At 71.0% G+C, this 21,005-nt stretch carries 12 protein-coding genes and 1 pseudogene; 10 read left to right on the forward strand and 3 right to left on the reverse strand.

The window, feature by feature from the left end; translation table 11 throughout:
• Nucleotides 1-4 precede the first annotated feature (4 nt).
• The 7 genes from OHA11_RS24305 (at nt 5) to OHA11_RS24335 (ending at nt 15,582) form a co-directional block, all read left to right on the forward strand.
• On the forward strand, nt 5-2,281 hold the full coding sequence (locus OHA11_RS24305) for a VWA domain-containing protein (protein WP_266499647.1): 2,277 nt from the start codon (nt 5-7) through the stop codon (nt 2,279-2,281).
• 234 nt (nt 2,282-2,515) lie between these two features.
• Nucleotides 2,516-6,334 carry a tubulin-like doman-containing protein gene (locus tag OHA11_RS24310; RefSeq protein WP_266499649.1) on the forward strand — a complete coding sequence of 1,273 codons (3,819 nt, stop codon included), beginning with the start codon at nt 2,516-2,518 and terminating at the stop codon, nt 6,332-6,334.
• On the forward strand, nt 6,331-9,150 hold the full coding sequence (locus OHA11_RS24315; protein WP_266499652.1) for a hypothetical protein: 2,820 nt from the start codon (nt 6,331-6,333) through the stop codon (nt 9,148-9,150). Before OHA11_RS24310 ends, OHA11_RS24315 begins: the two co-directional genes overlap by 4 nt.
• Before the next feature lie 70 nt (nt 9,151-9,220).
• Nucleotides 9,221-11,398, forward strand: coding sequence for a hypothetical protein (locus tag OHA11_RS24320; protein WP_266499654.1), 2,178 nt, complete (start codon nt 9,221-9,223; stop codon nt 11,396-11,398).
• Nucleotides 11,395-13,725 (forward strand): hypothetical protein, encoded by a 2,331-nt coding sequence (locus OHA11_RS24325; RefSeq protein WP_266499655.1) that lies wholly within the window; start codon nt 11,395-11,397, stop codon nt 13,723-13,725. The genes OHA11_RS24320 and OHA11_RS24325 overlap by 4 nt, the downstream gene beginning before the upstream one ends.
• A gap of 265 nt (nt 13,726-13,990) precedes the next feature.
• Nucleotides 13,991-14,581, forward strand: a complete 591-nt coding sequence (locus OHA11_RS24330; RefSeq protein ID WP_266499656.1) for a hypothetical protein — start codon at nt 13,991-13,993, stop codon at nt 14,579-14,581.
• Nucleotides 14,582-14,586: 5 nt separating this feature from the next.
• Nucleotides 14,587-15,582, forward strand: coding sequence for an SgcJ/EcaC family oxidoreductase (locus OHA11_RS24335; RefSeq protein ID WP_266499659.1), 996 nt, complete (start codon nt 14,587-14,589; stop codon nt 15,580-15,582).
• 153 nt (nt 15,583-15,735) lie between these two features.
• Here the strand turns inward: OHA11_RS24335 and OHA11_RS24340 are convergent, their stop codons facing one another.
• On the reverse strand, nt 15,736-16,653 hold the full coding sequence (locus OHA11_RS24340) for a peptidoglycan-binding protein (protein ID WP_266499661.1): 918 nt from the start codon (nt 16,651-16,653) through the stop codon (nt 15,736-15,738).
• Between the two features lie 709 nt (nt 16,654-17,362).
• Between OHA11_RS24340 and OHA11_RS24345 the strand changes: the two are divergent.
• Nucleotides 17,363-17,515 (forward strand): annotated as a pseudogene (locus OHA11_RS24345) (site-specific integrase); the annotation flags it as partial.
• Between the two features lie 245 nt (nt 17,516-17,760).
• Here OHA11_RS24345 and OHA11_RS24350 read toward each other — a convergent pair.
• The gene (locus OHA11_RS24350; RefSeq protein ID WP_266499667.1) at nt 17,761-18,087 is read right to left on the reverse strand and encodes a hypothetical protein; all 327 of its coding nucleotides are present in this window, start codon (nt 18,085-18,087) and stop codon (nt 17,761-17,763) included.
• 262 nt (nt 18,088-18,349) lie between these two features.
• On the opposite strand from OHA11_RS24350, the gene OHA11_RS24355 reads away from it, so the two are divergent.
• Both OHA11_RS24355 and OHA11_RS24360 read left to right on the forward strand, forming a co-directional pair.
• On the forward strand, nt 18,350-18,682 hold the full coding sequence (locus OHA11_RS24355) for a hypothetical protein (protein WP_266499671.1): 333 nt from the start codon (nt 18,350-18,352) through the stop codon (nt 18,680-18,682).
• 194 nt (nt 18,683-18,876) lie between these two features.
• On the forward strand, nt 18,877-19,095 hold the full coding sequence (locus OHA11_RS24360; RefSeq protein ID WP_266499673.1) for a hypothetical protein: 219 nt from the start codon (nt 18,877-18,879) through the stop codon (nt 19,093-19,095).
• Between the two features lie 69 nt (nt 19,096-19,164).
• On the opposite strand, the gene OHA11_RS24365 is transcribed toward OHA11_RS24360, so the two are convergent.
• Nucleotides 19,165-20,283 carry an IS630 family transposase gene (locus OHA11_RS24365; RefSeq protein ID WP_266493617.1) on the reverse strand — a complete coding sequence of 373 codons (1,119 nt, stop codon included), beginning with the start codon at nt 20,281-20,283 and terminating at the stop codon, nt 19,165-19,167.
• Nucleotides 20,284-21,005 lie beyond the last annotated feature (722 nt).

Below are 21,005 nucleotides of genomic sequence, written 5' to 3' on the forward strand. Positions count from 1 at the left end.
CCGGGTGCGCCGCGCCGCGGTCTCGGTGCTGGGCGGCACCGCGGTGTTCGCGTCCCTGCTGGCACCGGCCGGTCAGGATCCGGTGCCCGCGGCGGACTCCGCACCGGCCTTCCCGGCGGTCAACTACGCGGTGGCCGTGGACGAGTCGGCCAGCCTCGCGCCCGAGGACATGAAGGCCGAGAAGGCCGCCGCCGCGCGCATCGCGCTGGGCGACGTCTCCTCGTCGTCCCATGTCACGGTCTTCGGCTTCGCCGCCGCCGAGTCCAGCGACCAGCGCGCGGTGGACCCGGTGTGCCCGCGCACCGCGCTCGACATCGCGGGCCGCGAGACGATCGGCGACTGTGTCGGAAAGCTGCGCAGCCGCAAGAAGAGCGAGGGCACCGGCACCGACTACCCGAGCGCGATCAGGCAGGGCGTGCACGACCTGACCGACGGCACCGACGAGTCGGAGCCCCGGGTGCTGTTCCTGCTGACCGACGGGAAGATGGACGTCACCGACAGCAGCAAGTACGGCGACCCCGACCACCGGGCGGCCGAGGGCGAACGGCAGTTGACGGCGGCGCTGAAGGACGCCGCCGAACAGGGCGTCCAAATTTGGCCGTTGGGCTTCGGCTCCGACCCGGACAAGAGGCAGCTCGACCGGATCGCCGCCGGCGGCTACCAGAAGGGCTGCGTCGAACTGCCCTCCGCCACCCCGAAGGCCCACAAGGTCTCCGGCGCGAAGGACGTCGGCACCACGCTGGAGAAGATCTTCGCCGCCGCCCACTGCCTGCGTCACGAGGAGGGCCCCAGCAAGCGGCCGCCGGCCACCCTGGAGATCGGCATCTCACCGCTGGCGACCGTGGGCAGCATCGTCGTCGACAAGGGCGACCCCGAGGTGAGGATCAGCTACATCGACCCGGCCGGTGACAAGGTCCCGACCTCCGGTACGTACAAGAATTCCCGCTTCGAGCGGGCGGGCGGCAGTGGCACCGTCGAGGCGCTGAAGGTCGTCGACCCGCTGCCCGGCATCTGGAAGGTGAAGGCCGAGGCCCCGGAGGGGCACCGCTCGCTGCCCGTCGCCGTCAGCGTGCTGTGGCAGGGCGAGCTGCGCGGCGCCATCACCATGGACCCGCCCTCGCCGCAGGCCGGCGAGAAGGTCACGGTCACCATGCGGCTGCAGACGCGTGAGGGTTACGAGATCAAGGACCCGCGCGACTACGCGGGGCTGCGCGTGCGCAGCGAGCTGACCGGGGACGGCTTCTCCCCGCTGGCACTGGACCTCGCCGACAACGGCAAGGGGCCCGACCCCGACCCGAGCGACGGCTCCTTCACCGGTACCGCGACGATCCCGGAGGACGCCGACGGGGCACTGAAGGTGAGCGCGACCCTCACGGCCGCGGGGCTGAGCGCCGACACCCGCGGCGAGGGCAGCACGGTCGCGCCCGGCGAGCTGCCCGTCACCACCGCGCTGGACCTGCCCGCCGCGGACACCCACCCCGGCGCCGAGGTCACCGGCAACCTGGCCGTCCACAACACCACCGACACCCCGCACACCCTGCGGCTGTCCGTCGCCGACGTGAAGGACGGGCTGCTCTCCGTCAAGCCCGCGGAGATCACGCTCAAGCCCGGTGAGCAGGGCACCCGCAAGGTGACGGTCGAGGTCGCTCCCAAGGACGTCTTCGGCGACCGCCTCGGCGACGACGGACTGAAGCTCGCCGGCACCGTCACCGTCGTCGACACCACCGACGACGACCGGACGCTCGTACGGACCCCGCTCTCGGTGCGGGTCACGCCGGAGCCCGGGTTCTGGGAGCAGGTCTGGGAGAAGTACTGGTGGGCGTTCGTGTCCGGCGTCGTCCTGATCGCGCTGGCCGTGGTGGCCGTGGTCGCCTGGCTGGGACTGCGCAGGCGCCGCAGGGACCCGTTCGGCCTGGTACTGCGGCTGGTCTCGGACGACGGCACGGTCCTCAACGAGCACCGGGCCGGGCACGGGAACAACAAGCAGTGGTACGAGTTCGCCGTCGCCGAGGCCCACCGCAGTCCGCGTATCGAGCGGCGAAACCACGGTCCGTACGCCGTCCAGCGCCGCCGTGAGGGCGGTGCCGTACTGCGCAAGCCGGGCGTCGGCCGGGTCCCGGTGCCCACCAACGGTCAGGTCCAGCTGACCGACACGCTGAGCCTCGCCCTCGGCGAGACCCACCCCCCGAGGCCCAGTCGGCCGCAGACGGCAACCGCCGGCTCCGGCGGGAACAGGGGCGGCGGGACCAGGGGCGGATACGACGACAACCCGTATCTGTGACGCGAGGCGGGCGGGGCGGACACGTCACCGCCCCGCCCGCCCCACGCACCGCGTCACACCGTGTCCCATCGCACGGCATCACATCGCGTCCCATCGGGTCCCATTGGGTCGCAGCACATCGCAGCACATCGCAGTGAAGCGCGGCCGTCGTGCCGCGCGCTTCCCGGACGTACCGAGCACGGACGTCCGAGCACGAAACCGCGGCCGCGTCGGCCGTCAAGCGGGGAGGAAACCATGAAGATCTTCCAGCCGATGCTCTTCGTCGGCCTGGGCGGCACCGGGGGTCTGGTCGGCGCCGAGCTGGAACGCAGACTGCGCGCCGAGCTGTGCGGTCCCGACGGCATGGCGCTCAACCGGCAGAGCGGTCACCCGCCCTTCCAGCTGCCCGACTGCCTCCAGTTCGTGTACGCGGACTACAGCGAGAGCGACCTCAGGCGGCTGCCGCAGTTCAACGTGGACCCGTCGCTGCGGGCCGCGTACGCCCGTACCTCCCGGGCCACCCACAATCTGCTGCCGAACTTCGACAGTTCGCCGGAAGTGACCAAGATGCTCCGCGCGAGCATGCGCGCCGAGGTGGCCGACTGGCTGCCGCCGCTCATCGGCGAGCCGGAGGTCACCCCGCTGCGCAACGGCGCGGGCCAGCTGCCCACGGTCGGCCGCGCCGCACTGTTCGCCACGCTCCGGTACGGCCTCGCCCCGGTCCTGGAGCCCCTGTTGCAGGCGATCGACGCGATCGCCAAGTCGGCGGGTGAACTCAGCGAGCTCGGCGGCGGCAAGGTCAACGGCTGCGACGTGTTCGTCTCCTTCTCGGTGGCGGGCGGCACCGGCGCCGGGATCTTCCTGGACTACCTGAACCTCATCAACTACGCCTTCCAGCTGCGCCGCTTCGACGGGGTGAAGATCTACCCGCTGGTGGTGATGCCGTCGTCGTTCTCGGCGGCCACGGGCGGCGGCTGGGAGGCGGAACTCAACGCCGCCCGGGCGCTGGTCGACCTGTTCCGGCTGGTGGACCGGCAGAACGCGCCGCGGGAGGGCGCGGAGATCGGCGACCTCGACCACGAGGCCGGCTTCGGCATCCGCTACCCGGGCACGACCCCGGTCAAGCTGCGGACCGGCATCCTGCCCACGGGGTTCCTGTTCAGCCCGACCGCCGGTATCCGCGCGGACGACCTGCGCCGTTCCATCGTCTCCCTGGTGATGTCGCTGATCGGCACCGAGCTGGGCGACGGCCGCTCCCTCGGCCGGAAGATGGCGGCCGAGGACGACTTCCAGACCTTCGCCGCGAGCTTCATCAACCGGGGAGTGGCCCGCAGCGCCCCGTCCCCGACCGGTATCGGCCGGCAGGGCGTCTCCACCAGCCTGGTCGCCTCCATGACCGCGCCGATGGACGAGCTGGCCGACCTGGTGGCCGGGCGGCTGCTGCGGGAGGCGGTCACGGATCTCGTGGAGCGGCCGCGTGCCGTGCTCAAGGACGGCGCGATGCCGATGATCCGGCAGCTGTTCGCCGACTCCCACCTCGAAGAGCTGTGGGAACGCAGGCAGTTGCCGCTGGCCGAGCCCGATCCGCTGCCCCGCGGCGGCAGGAACATCGAGCAGGCGCTCGGCGAGCGGCTCGCGGACATGCAGCGGCTGCTGGCCGACCTGCGGGACGAGGCCGACCGGGACGCCGCCACGATGGCCGACCGGTTCGCGCCGCGCCCCGCCATCGACAAGCTGCTGCAGAGCGTGGACCCCTTCCTCGCCGAACGCGTCGTCCGGGGCGTCCCGGACAGCGACGACGAGATCGCCAAGCGCGGCTTCCTCGGCATGCTGGACAGCCGCGCCCGCGCGCCGCAGCGTCCGCAGGGGGTGACCGAGCAGCCGCCCAAGATCCCGCGGATCAAGGGCCAGTTGGCCGGTCTGGCACCGGCCCGCTGGGGCGACGACGACGTACAGGCGGCCATCCAGGAGCAGGACGCCTGGTACCAGTGGAGCTGCCGGGCGGTCTGGCACGAGGCCTGGCGGGAGCAGCACCAGCACTGGCAGCCCCAGGCGGACGCGGCCGGGGACGACATCGTGCGCCTGGTGAGCGCCTTCCGCCGGCACTGCGACCAGGAGCCCAAGGCCGCCAAGCAGAAGGGCCACGAACTGTACGAGGACCGCACCGGTATCTCGTATCTGCTGCCGCCGCAGCGCACCCTCAACCACTTCTACGAGGACGTGGTCACCCGGCTGATCCGCCGGGAGGGGCTGCGGGAGAACGACTACGAGTCCGCGCTGCTGCTCAAGCTGGTCGACGGCGACACCTGGCGGCAGGTCCTTACGCAGAGCCGCCGCGACCCGGAGGCCTCGGTGGCCAAGGTCAAGGGGCGGCTGGAGGCCCGGATCACGCGGCTGTTCGCCGAGCGGGGCGCGCATCTGGAGGAGCGGCCGCTGCTGCCGTCCATGGGCACGCTGCTGGCCGCCGGGGCGGGCGACGGGGACGCCAAGGACCAGGTCAGCAAGGAGGCCCTCGACCTGTTCGGCCGCAAGCTGGCCGGGCTGCTGCCGGTCGGCTTCACGCCGGAGGGCACCGGGCCGCTGCGGGTGCTGGTCACGTATCCGCGGGTGCAGGCCGTGGAGGAGGTGCAGGAGTACCTCGGCAAGACGCTGCGGCTGCCCACGGACGCGAAGAACTCCGTGGAGTACCGGGGGGTGGAGAGCGACTCGGTCACCGTCGTCCTGTTCCGCAGCGAGATGAGCCTCACCCAGGTGCCCGAGGCCCGCAAGGTGCTGCGCCAGTGGGCCCGGGCGAAGAAGTCCGAGGAGCCCCAGGACGTCCTGCGGTGGCGGCAGCGGCTCGGCTTCCGGGACAGCTGGATGGTGAGCAGCGAGGAGGACCGGCGCAGCATCCTGCACCGGCTGCTGTGCTGCATGTGGAACGGCCAGGTGGACGTGGTGGACGGCGACCCGGCGTCCCCGGAGCGGGTCCGGCTGAAGCTGTTCCCCGAGGCCGGGCCGAACATCCCCGGGGTCCGGCTGATGCTGGAGGACTTTCCCGGCGGCGTGTCGAGCTGGGCCGAGCTGCTGCGCTCGTACGAACGCTGGACGGTCCTCGACGACGAACGGACCGTCGAGGACTACTGCCGTGAGCTGATGCGGGCCCAGCCGCTGGGCCTGTCCCGGTCCGGCAGCGAACCGCACCCCCTCTTCGTCGACCTGGTCGAGAAGATCGCCCCGCGGCAGCTGGAGCTGCTGGCCGACCGCCGGGAGCGGGGCGGCGAGCGGGTCGAGGGCTGGGTCCGGCCGCTGTGGGAGTTCTGGGCGGAGACCCTGCCCGCCGCGCTGGACACCGAGTTCGGCGACCAGCGCGCCGTCCAGCCGACCCTGCGCACCCTGCTGGAACACCTCCGCGGCGGCACACCGACCCGCCCGCGCACCCGCGACGACCTCTCGGTACCCCGCCGCCGCTCCGCACCCGATGACGACGACTGGGGCACCACACCGGTCGGCTCCTTCGAGCGGCCGTCGTACGGCGACGAACGCGGCGCAGGAGAAGGGGATGGGGGAGGAGAAAGGGAAGGCCGGGATGCCCGGGGCCCTCGGGATACTCGGGACACCCATGGCGCCCAGGACACCCGGGACATCCGGGACATTCGGGAGGGCCAGGACACCCGGGACACCTGGGGCGCCCGCCGCGACAGCGAGACCGGCCCCCGTACCGACAACCGCCGGGACGACCGCCGGGACGACCGCTACGACCGGGACGACCGCTACGACCGGGACGACTACGACGGGCCCACCGGCGCCAGGTCTGTCGGCGACCGTCGTCGCGACGGCTACGGCGACTATGAAGAGCCCGTCGGCGGCAACCGTCGGGACGGAAGCGACAACCGTCGAGACGGGAGCGACAACCGTCGGGACGGAGCAGTCCGCGACGAGGCGTACGACGAGGAGTACGGAGGCGGAGGCCGGCTGCCCTCCCGGGAGCGCGACGAGCTGCCTCCGGCGCCCTGGGACACCGACACCGACACCGACACGCACACCGACAGGCACACCGACCCCCGCAGCCCCTGGGGCGGTGACGATCAGTGAGCGTGCCCCAGGACTTCGGTGCCGTCGTTCACCTGGACCTGCGTGCCGGGGCGGCGGCGCTGCACAGCCCGTCGGCCGTGCGGGCCAGGGTCGCCCAGGAGCTGGGCCGCGCCGGGCTGCCGGAACCCGACGACCCGCTGTTCCTGGTGGTCGACACTCCGGCCGGGCTCATCGACCACCAGCCGCAGTACGAACTGCTCGCCGGTTACCGGGCGGTGGGCGAGGTCAGGCTCCTGGTGCTGGTGGTCGGCAGCGCGCCGGGCTCGTTCGCCGGTGCCGAAGGCGGGTTCCAGCCCGACCGGCGGCTGCTGCGCCCCGCGGTGCTGCGGACCTCGGGCACCGCGCTGCTGTGGGTCGGCGACCTGCGCTCCGCCCGCACCGCGCTGGACCAGCCCGCCCCCGACGACCCGGACGCGCTGGCGGTCCTGGCGGACGTGCTGTCGGTACCGGACGTCTACCTCGGCGTACTGCACGGCATCCAGTCGCTGCCCGAGGCCGTCGCCGCGCCCGGCGTACGGCTGCTGGAGCAGGACCTGCCGCCGGAGGTGCACGAGCGGGCCTGGCGCGACGCGCTCACCCGGTTCGCGGGCGAGGACACCGAACTGGCGCAGGACGTGCTGCTGACCGCCTCGTCGGGAGCCGATCTGCCGGAGCCGCTGCGCGGCCTGGTCGCGGGCCGGGGCGGCCGGGACCTGGGGCATCGGGAACCCGGCGGTGTCGCGGACGGCACCTACCGCGCCTGCGCGGACGCCCTCGACCACGCCGAGCACGCGCTGGCCGGGCTGCGGAGCCTGCCCGGACTGGTCAGGGCCTCGCGCCGGGCGGCGTTCGAGGCGGACGTCGACCAGGCGCGCCGGGCGCTCTACGAGTACCGGGACCTCGTCGACACGGCCTTGCGAGGCGGTGGCGTCGGCGCGGCGTCCACCGCCGAGTCGGCGGCCCGGCTCACGGCCCTCGGGCTGCGGGTGCCGTCGGCCGAGGGCACGGGCGAGCGAATCGGCGAGGGGCTGCGGGAGTTCGCCGGGAAACTGCTGGGCCAGGGGCTCACCCTGCGGTCGGTTGCCCAGCGCTTCACCGGTCTGGCCGGGCGGGTGGAGCCGCTGCCGGGTTCGGTACTGCGGTCGAAGCTCACCGAACTCTCCCGCGCCGACGCTCGTGCTCGCGCTCGAACCGACTCGGACGGGGGCACCCCCGCCGGCGTGGGCGCCGCGGTGCCCGGCCTCCCGGTGGCCGGTCCGATGGCGGCGGCCGGGGCGGGGCTGCTCGGGGCGCTGTGGTCGGGGCCGTTCCTGGCGCTGGCGCTCGTCGTGCCGCTGCTGTTCGTCGGCATGGCGATGCTCGGGGCGGCCCGGCTGCGGGGCGCGGGACGTCCCGGCCGCTGGGCCGTGGCCCCGAGGGTCGCGGCGTTCGGCGGCGCCGCGGTCGGGGCGGCGGTGGGGTACACGGCCCAACTCCCGGTCTGGCTGGGCACCATGGGTCTGCTGGTCGGTCTCGGCGTCGCGGTGGAGACGGCCCGTCGGCTCTGGCGGGCGGCGGCCGCGGCCTGGGCGCCCGGCCACGTCACCGCCGCACTGGGCACGGACCTGTACGGGCTCGACAACCTGCTGGCCGAGGCGGTCCGGGAGCACTGGGCCGTCGAGGAGCGCCTGTACTGCGCCGACGCCGCCCGTTCCGTCGCGGGCATGCTGCGGGCGACGGCGGCCGCGGCGGAGGCCGAGGCGGTGCCCGACCGGGAGCGGCTCGTGTCCGCCGGGATGCCCGGCGGGGTGTCGGGCGGCTTCGGTGCGCCCGGTGCCGGGACGACGGCCGAGGACTCCTGGCTCGTCGACGACGCGGACCTGGAGCCGGACGAGGCCCTCCCCGGGCCCGACGACGGGGACAGCGACTGGGCGAGCGTGTACGCCTGGGAGGACGGTCCGTCGTGGGACGAACCCGCGGAGGAGAAGGGGCGGGAGAAGGGCGGCAGGGAACAGGGCAGAGAGCAGGGGCGCGAGCAGGGCCGAAGGCAGGACCGGGAGGTGAGTGCCGCCGGTCCCCGGGAGCGCCGCGCCACGGGAACTCCGCGCTGGCTGGAGCGGGAGAACGGCGAGGGCGGGCCCGAGTTGGTCGCCACCCTGGCCGCCGACCTGACGGACGCGGCCCTGGAGGCGATGAAGGACTACTGGGGTGCCGTCGAACGCGGCCAGACCGGCACCCTCGCCGTCCGGCGCACCGAGGAACGGGTCCGCGAGCTGCTGTCGACGGCCCGCCATCACCTCCGGCTGAACGGAGTTCTGGCCCCGCCTCCGTTCGCCGCCCCCCGCCGCGTCCGCGCCACGTCGGCGAACCTGCTCGGGACCGACCCGTACGGAACGGCCGAACTGGTCGGCGCGGAGGCCGACCGGCGGGCCGTGGTGCAGCTGTCCTCGCCCGAGCAGGGCACGTTGCTCAGCCGCGATCCGGCGGCCGCGGTGTGGCTCAGGTTCGCCCCCAGGGCGGTACGCGACGAGGTCGAGAAGGCCTGGCTGTCGAACGGTTCGGCGCACCCCGAGGAGGTCCTGTGGACGTCGTCGGGACGGTACGCGGGCCTGGTACGCCTCACCCCGCTGCGGATGGGCGTGGTGGACACCATCCGCCCCCGACACGGCTCCGCCCCCGACGGAACGGACCTGGCCGACGGGTCCGACGGCTCCGGCAGGTCTGACAGGTCCGACTCCTACGGCCCGACGGATCCGTACGGCACGACGGACCCGTACGACCGCACGGACCCGTACGACGGGCCGGACGCGGACGGTCGGCCGGGCGCCGCCCACCGAGGGGACGGTGACCGCTGGTGACCCGCACCCCGCATCCGTGCTCCATCAACCCGCACGACCCGGTGCTCACGCACGAACGAAAGGACCGCCGGTGACCAGCACCCCGTATTCCCAGCCGGAGGAACCGGGCGGTCCGCCTCCCGACAAGCTGGCGTTCAGCCTGCCCTCGGGGCGGCGGCGGGTCACTCCGGTCCGCGTCGGCCGGGAGTTCCGCCGCGACCGGCTGCTGCCCCTGCTGATCCGCAAGGCCGTGCTCGACGACGAGGGACAGCAGTGCGTGCAGGTACGCCTGAGCGCCAAGGACGCGGCGAACCCGGCGGCGCGCGCCCTGCTGGACACCGAGGCGGGCACCGCCCTGCACCTGCACCAGACCCTCGGCGACACGGAGTACGCGGCGCTCTTCCCGAGGATCATCGGCTACGAGCTGGACACGGCCGAGCCGGTCCTGCTGTACGAGCCGCCGCGGGGCACGCTCGTCGAGCGGCTCCATGTGATGTCCGCGACCGACCAGGAGCGCTTCACCCGGGATCTGCTGCTGGCCCTGTACCTGCTGGAGGGCCAGGGCCTGGTGCCGCGCGGTGTCTCGCCCGCCACCGTGCGCTGGGACGGCGCCAAGGTCCAGCTCTGGGGCTTGGAGTCGGTGACCCGGACCGGACAGCCGAGGCGTCCGTGGGGCCGGTCGCCCTTCTGCGCGCCCGAGCAGCGCCGGGGCGAGGGGCTCGCCGACCCCCGGGACGCGGTGTGGAGCGCGGCCCAGGTGCTCTACCAGCTGGTGACCGGGCGGCCCGGCCCCGCCGACCGGGCGCCCGCCGATCTCGGCGAACACCGCAAGCTCGACCAGACGTTGCGGGACGCCTTCGCGCCGCGGGCGGCCCGGCGGCCGACGCCCGCCCAGGTGCTCGACGTCGTGGCACCGGACACCGCCCGCCGCGTCCGGCTCGCCGTGCCGGCCGACGAGACGTCCATGGACCAGGAGGCCTTCGACCAGGCACTGCGGCGCAAACGGGAGCACGCTTCCGCCGCCCGGCCGCAGGAGTCCGCAGCGGCGGCCGGGCGCGGCAACGGCGAGGTGCTCTGCCCGTACTGCCTGGAGACCATCCAGCTGGACCTCGCGAAACTGTTCGTCACCGACAGCCGGATGCAGTACAAGCAGCTGGACCTCAAGGGCATCAACAACCCCGTGCGGCGGAACGACATCATGCGCGGCGCCGTCCAGAAGTGCACGGCGGACGCGGACTTCCCCGAGCACTTCATCCCGGTGCCCTATCTGACGTACGGCCGCCCGCTGACCGTCGCCATGGTCGGCCAGTCCTCCACCGGCAAGAGCCATCTGCTGACCCAGATGATCGCGGCGATCACCGACGGCGGCCTGGAGCCGTTCGGGCTGAAGTGGCAGTCCGTCAATCCGGAACAGCACGCGAAGTTCGTACGGGACCGGGTGCAGCCCCTGCGCAACGGCAACGTCCTGGACCACACCGCCGCGCTGGGCCTGGAGGACTTCGCCCGCTTCGTGGAGTCCCTCCTGATCACCGACGCCCGCGGACAGGTGCGCCCGGTCGCCTTCTTCGACCTCGGCGGCGAGGATCTCGTACGGACCGACGCGGCGTTGCGGTTCCTGCTCGGGGTCGACGCCCTGGTCTTCGTCGTCGACCCGGCGCTGGCCCTCCCGCTGCCGCAGCTCAACCATGCCAGGGAACGCTGGGGCGTGGAGGTGAACCCGGACGGCGACCTCGCCTTCGGCACGGTCCTGGACCGGCTGCCGAAGACCGGCGGGTATGTGGACGTGCCGGCCGCGGTGGTGCTCGGCAAGGCCGACCTCCTCAGGTTCCAGCCGCCCGTCGACCGGTGGCTGGGCCGGCCGCCCGCCACCTCGCTGGACCCCGCGCTGATGCGCGAGGAGAGCCGGGACGTGTACGGGCTGCTGCGGCGGCATGCCGGCCCGGCGTGGCTGCGTCCCTTCGACGCGATCCGCCGGTGCACCCTGCACGTCGCGTCCGCCACCGGCGGCCAGGAGGACCGGGGCCGCTATCCGGCGGGGGCGGGACCCCGGCGGGTGCTGGAGCCGCTGCTCGCGCTGCTGACGATGCACGGACTGATCCAAGTGCCGGGCGGCGCCGAGGCGTTGGCCGGGGTGTCGGCCGGGTCGGACGCGCCCGCGGTCGAGTGGCTGCCACCCGGGGAGGGCGGAGCTCCCGGGAGATCCAGGGCGTCCGGGCGGTCCGGGCAGTCCGGGCAGTCCGGCCGATCCGAGGGAGGGGAATTCCAGTGAGCGACTTCCAAGGCCGGAGCCCGGCACGCGGCGGACCGGCGGGCCTGCACGGACCGGCAGGTTTGCGCGGACCGGGCGGTGGTGGTGGCGGTGGTGGCACCGGCGGGGGCTCGGTGCACCAGGTCGTCTTCCGGTGGGACGGAAACCACGGCCGCCAGGGCACCGGCATGAACGCCGTCGCCCACTCCTGCGAGTCCGGGCGCGCCGAGGAACTGGGCCGGGAACTGGGCCCGTTGCTGTGGGTGTCCGGCGCGGCGGCCGCACGGCCGAGTGTCGTACGCACGCTGTCCCGCGACGACGAGGTCCTGCTCGTCCAGCGCTGGCCCACCACCGACCGGGGCGGCAGACCCAGCACGGTCAGTCATGTCCTGATCGGTGACCGTGGAACCCTGTCGCCCGGAGTGTGCCTCGGCCTCGCGTACGGCGACGGCTGGCGCAAGCAGGAGACGGCCGAGCAGGCGTCCGGGCGTCAGCCCAGGCTCGATCGAGCGAAGCTCGACGAACTGTCGCGGAGTCGGCGGCCGGACATGCTGGACCTGCTGCCCAGGGTCGAGCACGCGCTGATCCTCGTCACCGCGGAGTTGCTGCGTGACCCGACGCAGCGGGTGTCGCTGCTCCTGGAGGAGGAGGCGCCGCGCGGCTGGCCGGACGGAGACGAGGTGCCGGTGGTCTATCTGGGGCTGTACCTGCTGTTCGGGAACTGGCTGGGCCGGCCGTGGACCTTCGCCACCCGGGACGCGGTGGACACCCATCACCTGCGGCTGATGGCCGTCCCGCGCTGGGAGCCCGACTCCGGCGGCTCCGGCCCGCTGGCCCGGGTCATGGGCCGCCTGCCGGACACCTCCCAGTTCGAACACCGCGCGGCGGCCCGGCTGGTGAGACACCTCCTCGCCAACCGGGAGGCACCTCCTGGCGTACCGCAGCTGGTCGAGGAGTTCGCCGACGGCGCGTCCCTGGACTGGGAGCGGCGCCGTGCCCACCTCCGGGAGATCCTCGGCACGAACCGCACCACCGGCCCGAGGGCCACCTCGTCGGCGACCGGGTCGGCGACGGGGTCGGCGAGGGGATTGGCGATGGGGGCGCCTCCGCGTGAGTCGGTTCGAGGGAGGGGGAACGCGGCGGATCCGGGCCCGGGCCCGGAATGGGATCGGGAGCGAGAACCGGATCGGGAGCGGAATCAGGAGCGGAATCAGGAGCGGGGCCGGGATGGGGGGCGGGAGAAGGAGAGGGATTGGGAGCAGGACCGGGAGAAGGATTGGGAGAGGGACCGGGAGAGGGAGAGGGACCGGGATCGGGATCGGGCAAGGGGCCAGGAGCGTGACCTGGATCAGGACCGGGGCCCTGACCAGGAGAGGGCCCGCCAACTGGAATGGGACCGGCAACTGGAGTGGGACCGTGACCGGGAAGTGGGCGACCACGACAGGGAAATGAGGGACAGGTCCCGCGAAACGGGGGACAGGGCCCGCGACTTGGACCGGGCCGGGGGAGCGGCCCAAGCCCCAATGGCCTCGATCACCCCGATCACCCCGGCCGACCTGAACGGCCCGATCACCCCGATCACCCCGGTCACCCCGACCGTTTCGATCGCCCCGAACGACCACGACGCGTACGCCCTCCACCAGGACCTGTGCGACTACCGGCGCGGGGGAGGGGACGGCAGTCTGCGCAGCATCCTGATGGCGGACCTGCGCGCGCGGCCCGACCACCTGCTCCTGCACGAGCTGCGCTCCGGTGAACTACCGCCGGATTCAGTCGAGTTGGTGCTGGACGAGCTGGGCAGGCCCGAGCGTGTCCAGGTGCGTGACCTGGAGACGCGGCACGAGCTGTGCACCGAGGTGCTGGCCAAGGGCCTGTACTTCACGCCGAAGGGACCGGGCGCGGCCGACCGGGCGGCCGACCTCTTCACCTGGGCTGTCGTCCCGCTGGCCCGGGAGGAACGTCATCTGCGCGATCTGCAGGAACTGCTGTACACCATGAACCGGGACTCTCACCCCACCATGGGCAACTGGCTCCGGCAGTGCATCATCGAACCGGCGAACGGCCAGGTCCCCGACCTGCATCCGAACCTGTGGAGCCAGCTCCTGCGGGACGCGATGCGCAGGAACGACAGGACGTCCTCCGCTTCTCTGCCGCCCCACCCCGCGCTGGCGCCCTCGCAGTCACCTGCCTTCACGCCGGATCCGCCACCGGCCCCGGCCTTCACACCGGATGCGCGGACCCCCTTGGACCGGCTCTCCGAACTGATCAGCAAGCCGGGTTGCTTCTTCGGGAGCGTGTTCCTCCTGGGCGCCGTGCTCGTGGGGCTCGTGCTGATGCTCATCATCTGACGCGGCCGGCGGCAAGCCTTATATCAAGCCATAGGGAAACACCTGAGTGACGGACGGCAAGCTACCGAGAACGTGAACTCTCAAGTAACGTTTTCGTGTACTGCACATCAACGGCCTCCCCACCCCCCCATCTTTGACGGAGACCACACTCATGTCCCCTGCGACGAACGCATCGGGGTCCGGTTCGCCGAACCCTCGATGTATTTCCCCCGACCGTTCAGCGGCCGGTCGTACCACCCCCATTCCCACCCCTCCCACCGTCCTGATGGACGACCAGGCCCTCGCGGACTTCCTCGACGTGGCCGCCGGTGAGTACCAACTCATCACGCCAGAAGCCCCGTTACCCTGTTTCGCGCTCCTGCTCGGCAGCGCGGAGGCGACGACGTACCACGTGCGGCGCATGGCCTTCGGCCGCAACGCCCGCGCCACCGATCCCGCGGCCCGGCAGGAGTTCCGCGACACGATCGTGCCGCAGTTCGGACCGGCCTACGAGAACGAGCACCGCGGCTGGTGGATGGACTCGCACGACCTCCTCCGGGCGTCCCGCGAGGCCGACGCCCTGGGTCTTGACCTGCTCGGCTCCATCCATATGCACCCGGACTGGCACCGCCTGGGCCCGCCGTCGGAACGGGGCCAACTGCTCAGCGAGCGGCCGACGCTGATGGACCGTCACCTCTTCGGCCGGACCGGGTGGCCGCTCAACATCATCTGCTACCTGGAGCGCCGGGGCGACGAGTTCTACCACGCCCTGGCCGCCTGGGCGCCGCCTCCCCAGCATCCCGCCGAAGGCTCCGAGCGCACCGACTGCCCCGAGGTCGACCTGCGTATCCGTACGAGTTCCCTGACGAAGGCGTGAGAGCGATGCATCAGCCAGAAGGAACGAACGCCCCCGCCCAGCACGGAACCGGGCACGGCAACCAGCACGGCACCCAGCACGGCACCCGGGTCGACAACGATGTCGACGCTCGGGCGATCCGCGCCCTGTGGGCCGAGATGGCCCGTGCGTGGGCGGCGGGCGACGCCACGCTCTTCGCCGCGAGCTTCGCGGAGGACTGCGACTTCACGACCGTACGAGGCGACAAGCCGGACGGCCGGACCGGCATCGCGGCCGGGCACGACGCGCTCTTCCGCGGGCCGTACGCCGGAACCGTCCTCGACGCACGCGTCGTGGCCGTCCGCTTTCTCCGCCCCGACCTGGCCACGGTCGAGGCGGAGTCGACGATCACCGCCCCGGACGGGCGACCGCCCGCCAGTACGCACGCGTTGGCCGTCGTCGAACGCGGGGCGGAGGGCCGCTGGTTGATCTCGGCGTTCCACAACATGATCCCCGCGCCCCGCCCGGCGCCACAGTCCCGCGCCCCCAAGGAAGCGACCGTGAAGGAGGCCACCGTGCAGGAAGTTGGCGAGCAGAAAGCTGGCGGGCAGAAAGCCGGCGAGCAGGAGGTCGGCGTGGACGAACCCACCGCCGCCCGGCCCAAGCTCCGCCACCTGGCCATCGTGGCCCGCGATCCGGAGAAGCTGGCCGAGTTCTACGCCTCGGTCTTCGCGATGGAGCTCTTCCACCGTGATCCGGACGGCAGTTGCTTCCTCTCCGACGGCTATCTGTCCCTCGCCCTGATCAAGCATCAGCTCGACGGTGACACCCCGGTCGGCTTCAACCACTTCGGTTTCCACATCGAGGACACGGCGGCCACCGCCGAGGCCCTGGCGGCGGCCGGTACCCCGAAGCCTGCCGAACGCTTCACCAACCGCCCGTTCGCCGAGTACCGGGCCATGGATCCGGAGGGCAACTGGTTCGACCTCTCGGAACACGGCTTCGGCGGCCCACGCCCGCCGTCCGAGGCGACGGGGTCCTGATCCGCGGCAGGCACTGAACCCCACCGGGTCCTGAACCGTGGCGGGGTGCCGAGCCTCCGTCGGGCGAACGCCTGACAGAGGCCCGGCGCCTCGTGGTTTCAGCTCGTCGTGTCAGCCTCGTGATGTCAGCTTCGTGGTGTCAGCCCCGTGCTGTCAGGCGAACAGCAGACGCCAGGTCAGCGGGCCGGGGTTGCCGTCGGCGTCGCCGCGCAGTTCCTTGCGCGACTTCTGGAAGTCCCGCACGTTCAGCCGGTCCGCCTCGCCCCAGGTCCTGCTCGGGCCGACCTTGTAGTGGTCGCCGAAGCCGCGCTTCACCAACTGCTTGCCGAGCTGCAGGACGTACGCGTTCGAGGCCCCGGCCACGAAGTGCTTGCGTCCCGGGAACGCCGGGACCTGCGGCCTGGCCGGTGTGGGCGTGCCCGGGGTGCCGTCGTCCACGTCCAGGTCGGCCTTCGCGTACTTGACGATCCTGGCGAAGTCGATCGCGCCGGGGTCGCCGTGGACGTTCTCGGGCACGTGCATGTGCCCGCAGACTCCCTTGAAGTCCGTCCACTTCGCGCCCGACATCCGCTGGCCGCCGCCGTTCGCGTACGACGAGGGGTACGCGGGCCACGACTTCGGGCCGGACAGCGGTACGCCGTGTTCCTCGTGCATCCAGGACAGGAAGCGGGCGACGCCCTGGAGTGCCCAGTCGGGGGCATCCGGCCAGTAGACGTGCGCGCGGCCCGCGGTCTTCCACTTCCCGTGGGTCTTCGGGTCGCAGGTGCCGACCAGTTCGACCTGGCACACGTTCATCGTGTTCGTGTCGACGCCGCCCCGCAGATTGACCAGCGCTCTGGAGGACGTCTCTATGTCGAAGTGCTGGTACCACTTCAGCTTCTTGGCGGCGAGGTCGGGGACCGCCGTCAGGTTCGGGGCGGAGGCGCCGCCGCCGTAACCGGGCAGGGTGGGCCCCTCCGTGGTGTGCAGGACGACGACGTTGACCTGCATCGGGTCGCCGCCGAAGTCGTCCTGGTACCAGTTCGCCCGGCTCGCGCCGGGGTATCGCTGAGGTCCCGTCTTGGTGCTCATCACAGACTCCTGAGTTGGGTGTGTCCTCGTTCGGGTGAGGCGACCAACACCGTGAAGGCCAGCAGTAGTTGGCTGTCGGTAGACGCGCGGGCGTGTCAGGGACGGAGGGTTTCCTCCGAAGTGGCTTTCGGCAGCGGCTTTCGGCGGTTGTCGATCAGTACGCGTACATCCTCCAAGAACGGGAATCACGGCACATCGACTCAAAACCTGATCTCCGAACCGCCGCCTGCAACCAGAGATAGAGGGCGGACTGCAACCGCAGGCGCAGTCCAGCCGAGTGGCCGACAGCCCCAACCGCTCGTCTCAACTGTGCGAGGGCGCCGCCGCTTCCCCGCGTACGGTCCAGAAGCCGTCGGGTGACCCCCGGGTCGCCGACGGACTGGCAGACCACCACGACCCGGATCCAGCGCGCCCCGCGCAGCGCGAAGAGTGTCGGCGGCAGGGAGAACGCGGCCGAGCGCAATACCGGGTCTTCGAAGTTGAGCGGTGCGCAGCGGCGAGGCCGCTGGTCCGTACCTGCCGCCCAGGGCGACGTTTGGAAGGTTCGGGACAGTTATGACGGCTGCCACCAGGCCTTACGGAGGCCGCGAGTGTCCCAAATCTTCCAGTTACCCGACGGGCCCACCGCTCAACTTCGAAGACCCGCCATACCGCCACGGTCACCCAGCCCGCGACGCACTCGCGGAGGCTGGCGGGACGAGCCGACGGCCTGATGGTCCACCTCGGTGCGTACGGCCCGATGCGGCCGAAAGAGTCGGCCGGGCTCCGGCGGCGGGACGTCGACCTCGACAACCCCAGCATCGGTGTTCGCCTCACCGAGCCGGAGCGAATGAACGGGCGACGTGCCCGGTGCGACACCAAGGAAGCAAAAGGCCCGGCTGATGACCTGGGCCTCACGTGTGAATCGTGGAACGGGCGACAGAATCCAACTCGCGCTCACAGCTTGGGAAGCTGCGATCATCCGCGGTTGTTTCGGTCGCTGACCTTGGCGAAGCCCGCGGTGCGGCCACGTCGGGCTTGCGGCCTTCACCGTGTTTCCCCGCTGTTCCCCGCCCCAACTGGTGCGCTTGTGGTGCGTTCGCACACGCCTCGGGTTACTCGGCAGAGCTAGAGGTCGACACGTGTTTCGTTGTCGCCTCGCCGGAGAAGGACGTGCGCTGGCCGGAACGGCAGACTGCGCAGAGTCGGCTCCAGGACCTTGAACAGAGCATCGGCATCGGGTCCGTAGGCGTACACGACGGCTTCGCCTCCTCCGAACTCGTTCCCGTCGACCTCCCCGACGTTGGCTGCCCTGGTGGCTGCTTCCATCACCTGCTCAGCGTCATAGATCCGCTTGCGCTGGTCGACATCGCCGAAGCCGTCACGGGCAAGCCGGAAGTGCGCGATGACTGCGTGCTCCTCATCCCCGTTGTCAGGGGCAGTGGGTGTCTCCATGCCGCACACCCTGTCATCGAGGTCTGACACCCTCCCCGCTGTGTCCGCCAGGGATCCGCTTCACCAACACGCTTTCCAACTGTGTTGGTGGGGTGCTGGGCTTGGTTCGGGGGCATTCACCTGCGTTCATGGGCGGTTGGTCCGTGAGGCGAGCTCGGCGCGCGGTCCTCGATGAACGGCCGTGAACGGGGCTGAATAAGACGGAAACTGAGACGCCCAGGCGGGCTGGACTGGCTAGCATCCTCCGTGTCGAGGAGGAGCCATGGCACTGGGCGGCAAGGGATCGCGACGCATCGTCGTCGACAGTACGGCCTACCGCTGGCGGTTGCGATGCAGGCCGACCTACTTTCAGGGGCTGTGCTGGACGCCGTGTAGCTTTGCGGTCGAGCATGCAGTAGACGCCGTCGGGACAACGCTCGTGGTCACCACCAACCAGCCGCATGCGAGCAACTGGATCGGACGTGAGGCCCCGCCTGTACTGCCATCCGACGTTGCCCAAGCCATCGAACGTGCCCATCGTGAGGGCTGGAGCCCAACGGCTCCAGGCTCCCCCTTCCACCTCGACCTGTCCGCCGGCTTCACGCCCTCGCCCTGAGCTGAGGGTGAGCACCGCTTTAGGAGTTCGATCGAGCAGTCTCCATGGAGCCCTTCCGCGGGTACGGCTGCGCCATGCAGGACTGCCCAAGGTCGCCTGTGTACGCCCTCGTTGATGTCAGCTGGTGATGTCAGGTTGGATGGCCCGATGGAGCGCGTTGAGGCAGAGCTGTTCACTGACGGCGGGACGATGCTGTGGTTCGCCTGCCCGGTCGTCGCTTCCCCGGTGTGCTGGTCCAGGGCGACTCACTGCACATCCTTCGCAGCGACGTGGCCGAGTTGGCGGAGGCCTGCGAACGTGGCGACCTGGCTGAAGCGGGGGAGTCCGCCGGCCTTCTGCTGGAGCATCTCGATGCATTGCTGATCCGCTACTCCACGGCGTTGGAAGAGCACCAGATTCAGCGGCCGTACTGAGTGGAGGACGCTCAGCTTGGGAGGCTTGGGTTATCTAGTGCGTTGGCCACGAACGTTCGCCGGGTTTGATCAGGCGGCTTTGGGTCGTGGTCGGCCCCAGCGTTGCTGGCGTTCGCTGCGGACCTTGGCGCGTTCGCGGCGCTGGGCGGCCAGGACGTCGGGGTGACGGGCGTTGGCGTTGCGCCAGCGCAGGTAGTCCTGAAGCTTCCAGGACAGGACGGTGTGGTTGGGGTGGTTGGAGTTGCCCATGACGAAGTTGCGCAGGGGCCCGAACTGAGCCTCGATCGGGTTGGCCCACGACGCGCTCGTCGGCGTCAGGCACAACTCGACCTTGTTCTTCCTGGCCCAGGTCCGGATGGCCGGGGTCTTGTTCGCCGACAAATTGTCCATGATCACGTAGACGGGGGCGCCGTCGGGGCGGGCGGCCCGGATCGACTTCAGCGCCGAGAGGCTGTGGTCACCGCCTTTGCGGCGGCGGGTCACGCCCCACAACTGGTCATCGCCGAGGGAATAGCAGCCGTGGAAGTACCGGATACCGTGAGTGCGGTGATAGGTGGCCGGCAGCCGGTCCGGTTTCTTCTCCCCGGCCCAGCCGGAGCCGTGGCAGGGCCGGATCGACAGCGGACCGAACTGGTCGAACGCGAAGCACCGGTCCAGGAAACGGCTGGTCACGTGCTCGATGCGGTCGAGTTTGGCGTCCTTGTCGGGATCCCTGGACTCCTTCCAGGTGCGGGTCCGCTGAAACGAGATCCCGTGCTCGCGCAGGATCTGCCGCAGTCGTTCCCGGCCGACCTTCACCGTCCGGACCCGGTTGCGGGCCAGGTACTCGGTGAGCTTGCGAAGGCTCCAGTGCGTGAACGGGCGTCCCAGCGTGACTGGGCGGGTCCTGGCCGTCGCGATGATGAACTCGCGTTCGTCATCGCTGATCAGGCGGGGACGGCCTCCCGCCCACCGAGGGTCCAGCGCGGCCAGGCCCTTCTCGTTGAACGCATGGATCACGTCCCGGACGGTGTCCTCGTGCGCGGCGGCCAGCCGTGCGATCGCCGCCACGGGAGTGCCCGACGCCGACGCCATGATGATCAGTGCCCGACGGACCCGTACGGACTCATGGCGGCCCCGCCGGACGATCTGCTGCAGTCTCTGGCCCTCTTGATCAGTCAACCGCCGTGCTCTGACCGGCTCTGCCATGCATGACCTCACTCCCCACGACAACCACGTCGCTATCGAGAGTGAGACTGACAGACCCAGGCACCCCGGACATCGACCGGCGTATCACCAGACCCGGCGAACGTTCGTGGCCAACGCACTAGAGTAGCTGCGGTTGCCACGCTGACCTGCGGCGGAGCGGTGTTGGCGCACGATGGACGGTCTCCTGGTTCCCCGGTGTTCCCCATACGATTTGGCACATGTCTGGTACAAGAGTCCATGGCGTTCGCCCCGGCCCTCGTTGCGAGCTGATCACCTGCCTGAACCGGCTGGCCATGAAGCTTGCGATGCCGCTTCCTGATAGCTGGGTCCCACGCCCACCCGCAAGGAGGCGACCTCTGCATGTTCGGGTGACATGAGCACTGGCCAGTGGCAACATCTTAAGTGTGCCGGTGCCAACCTGGGAGACTGAGTGATTCCGCATACTCGCATGACGCGTTCCCGGCTTTATGTTCTGGTGGACTCAGTTGAATCCGATATGCGGAATTTTCTAGTCCGCTATGTCCTTGATCATATGGACGAAGAGTCTGCGCTGGGTCCCAATTATGCGAAGGCTGACTTGCGTCGTGAAGCTGATGGGCTGGGCGAGTCTGTGAGCGCAGTTCAATATCTGGACATGCGTGAAGCTTATGATGTACTGAACAGGCACCGAGAGGTTCTTCCAGCGGATCTTGGTCGAGAACTGCGAGAAAATACACCATCCA

The sequence above is a fragment of the Streptomyces sp. NBC_00878 genome, assembly GCF_026341515.1.
Taxonomy (GTDB): Bacteria; Actinomycetota; Actinomycetes; order Streptomycetales; family Streptomycetaceae; genus Streptomyces.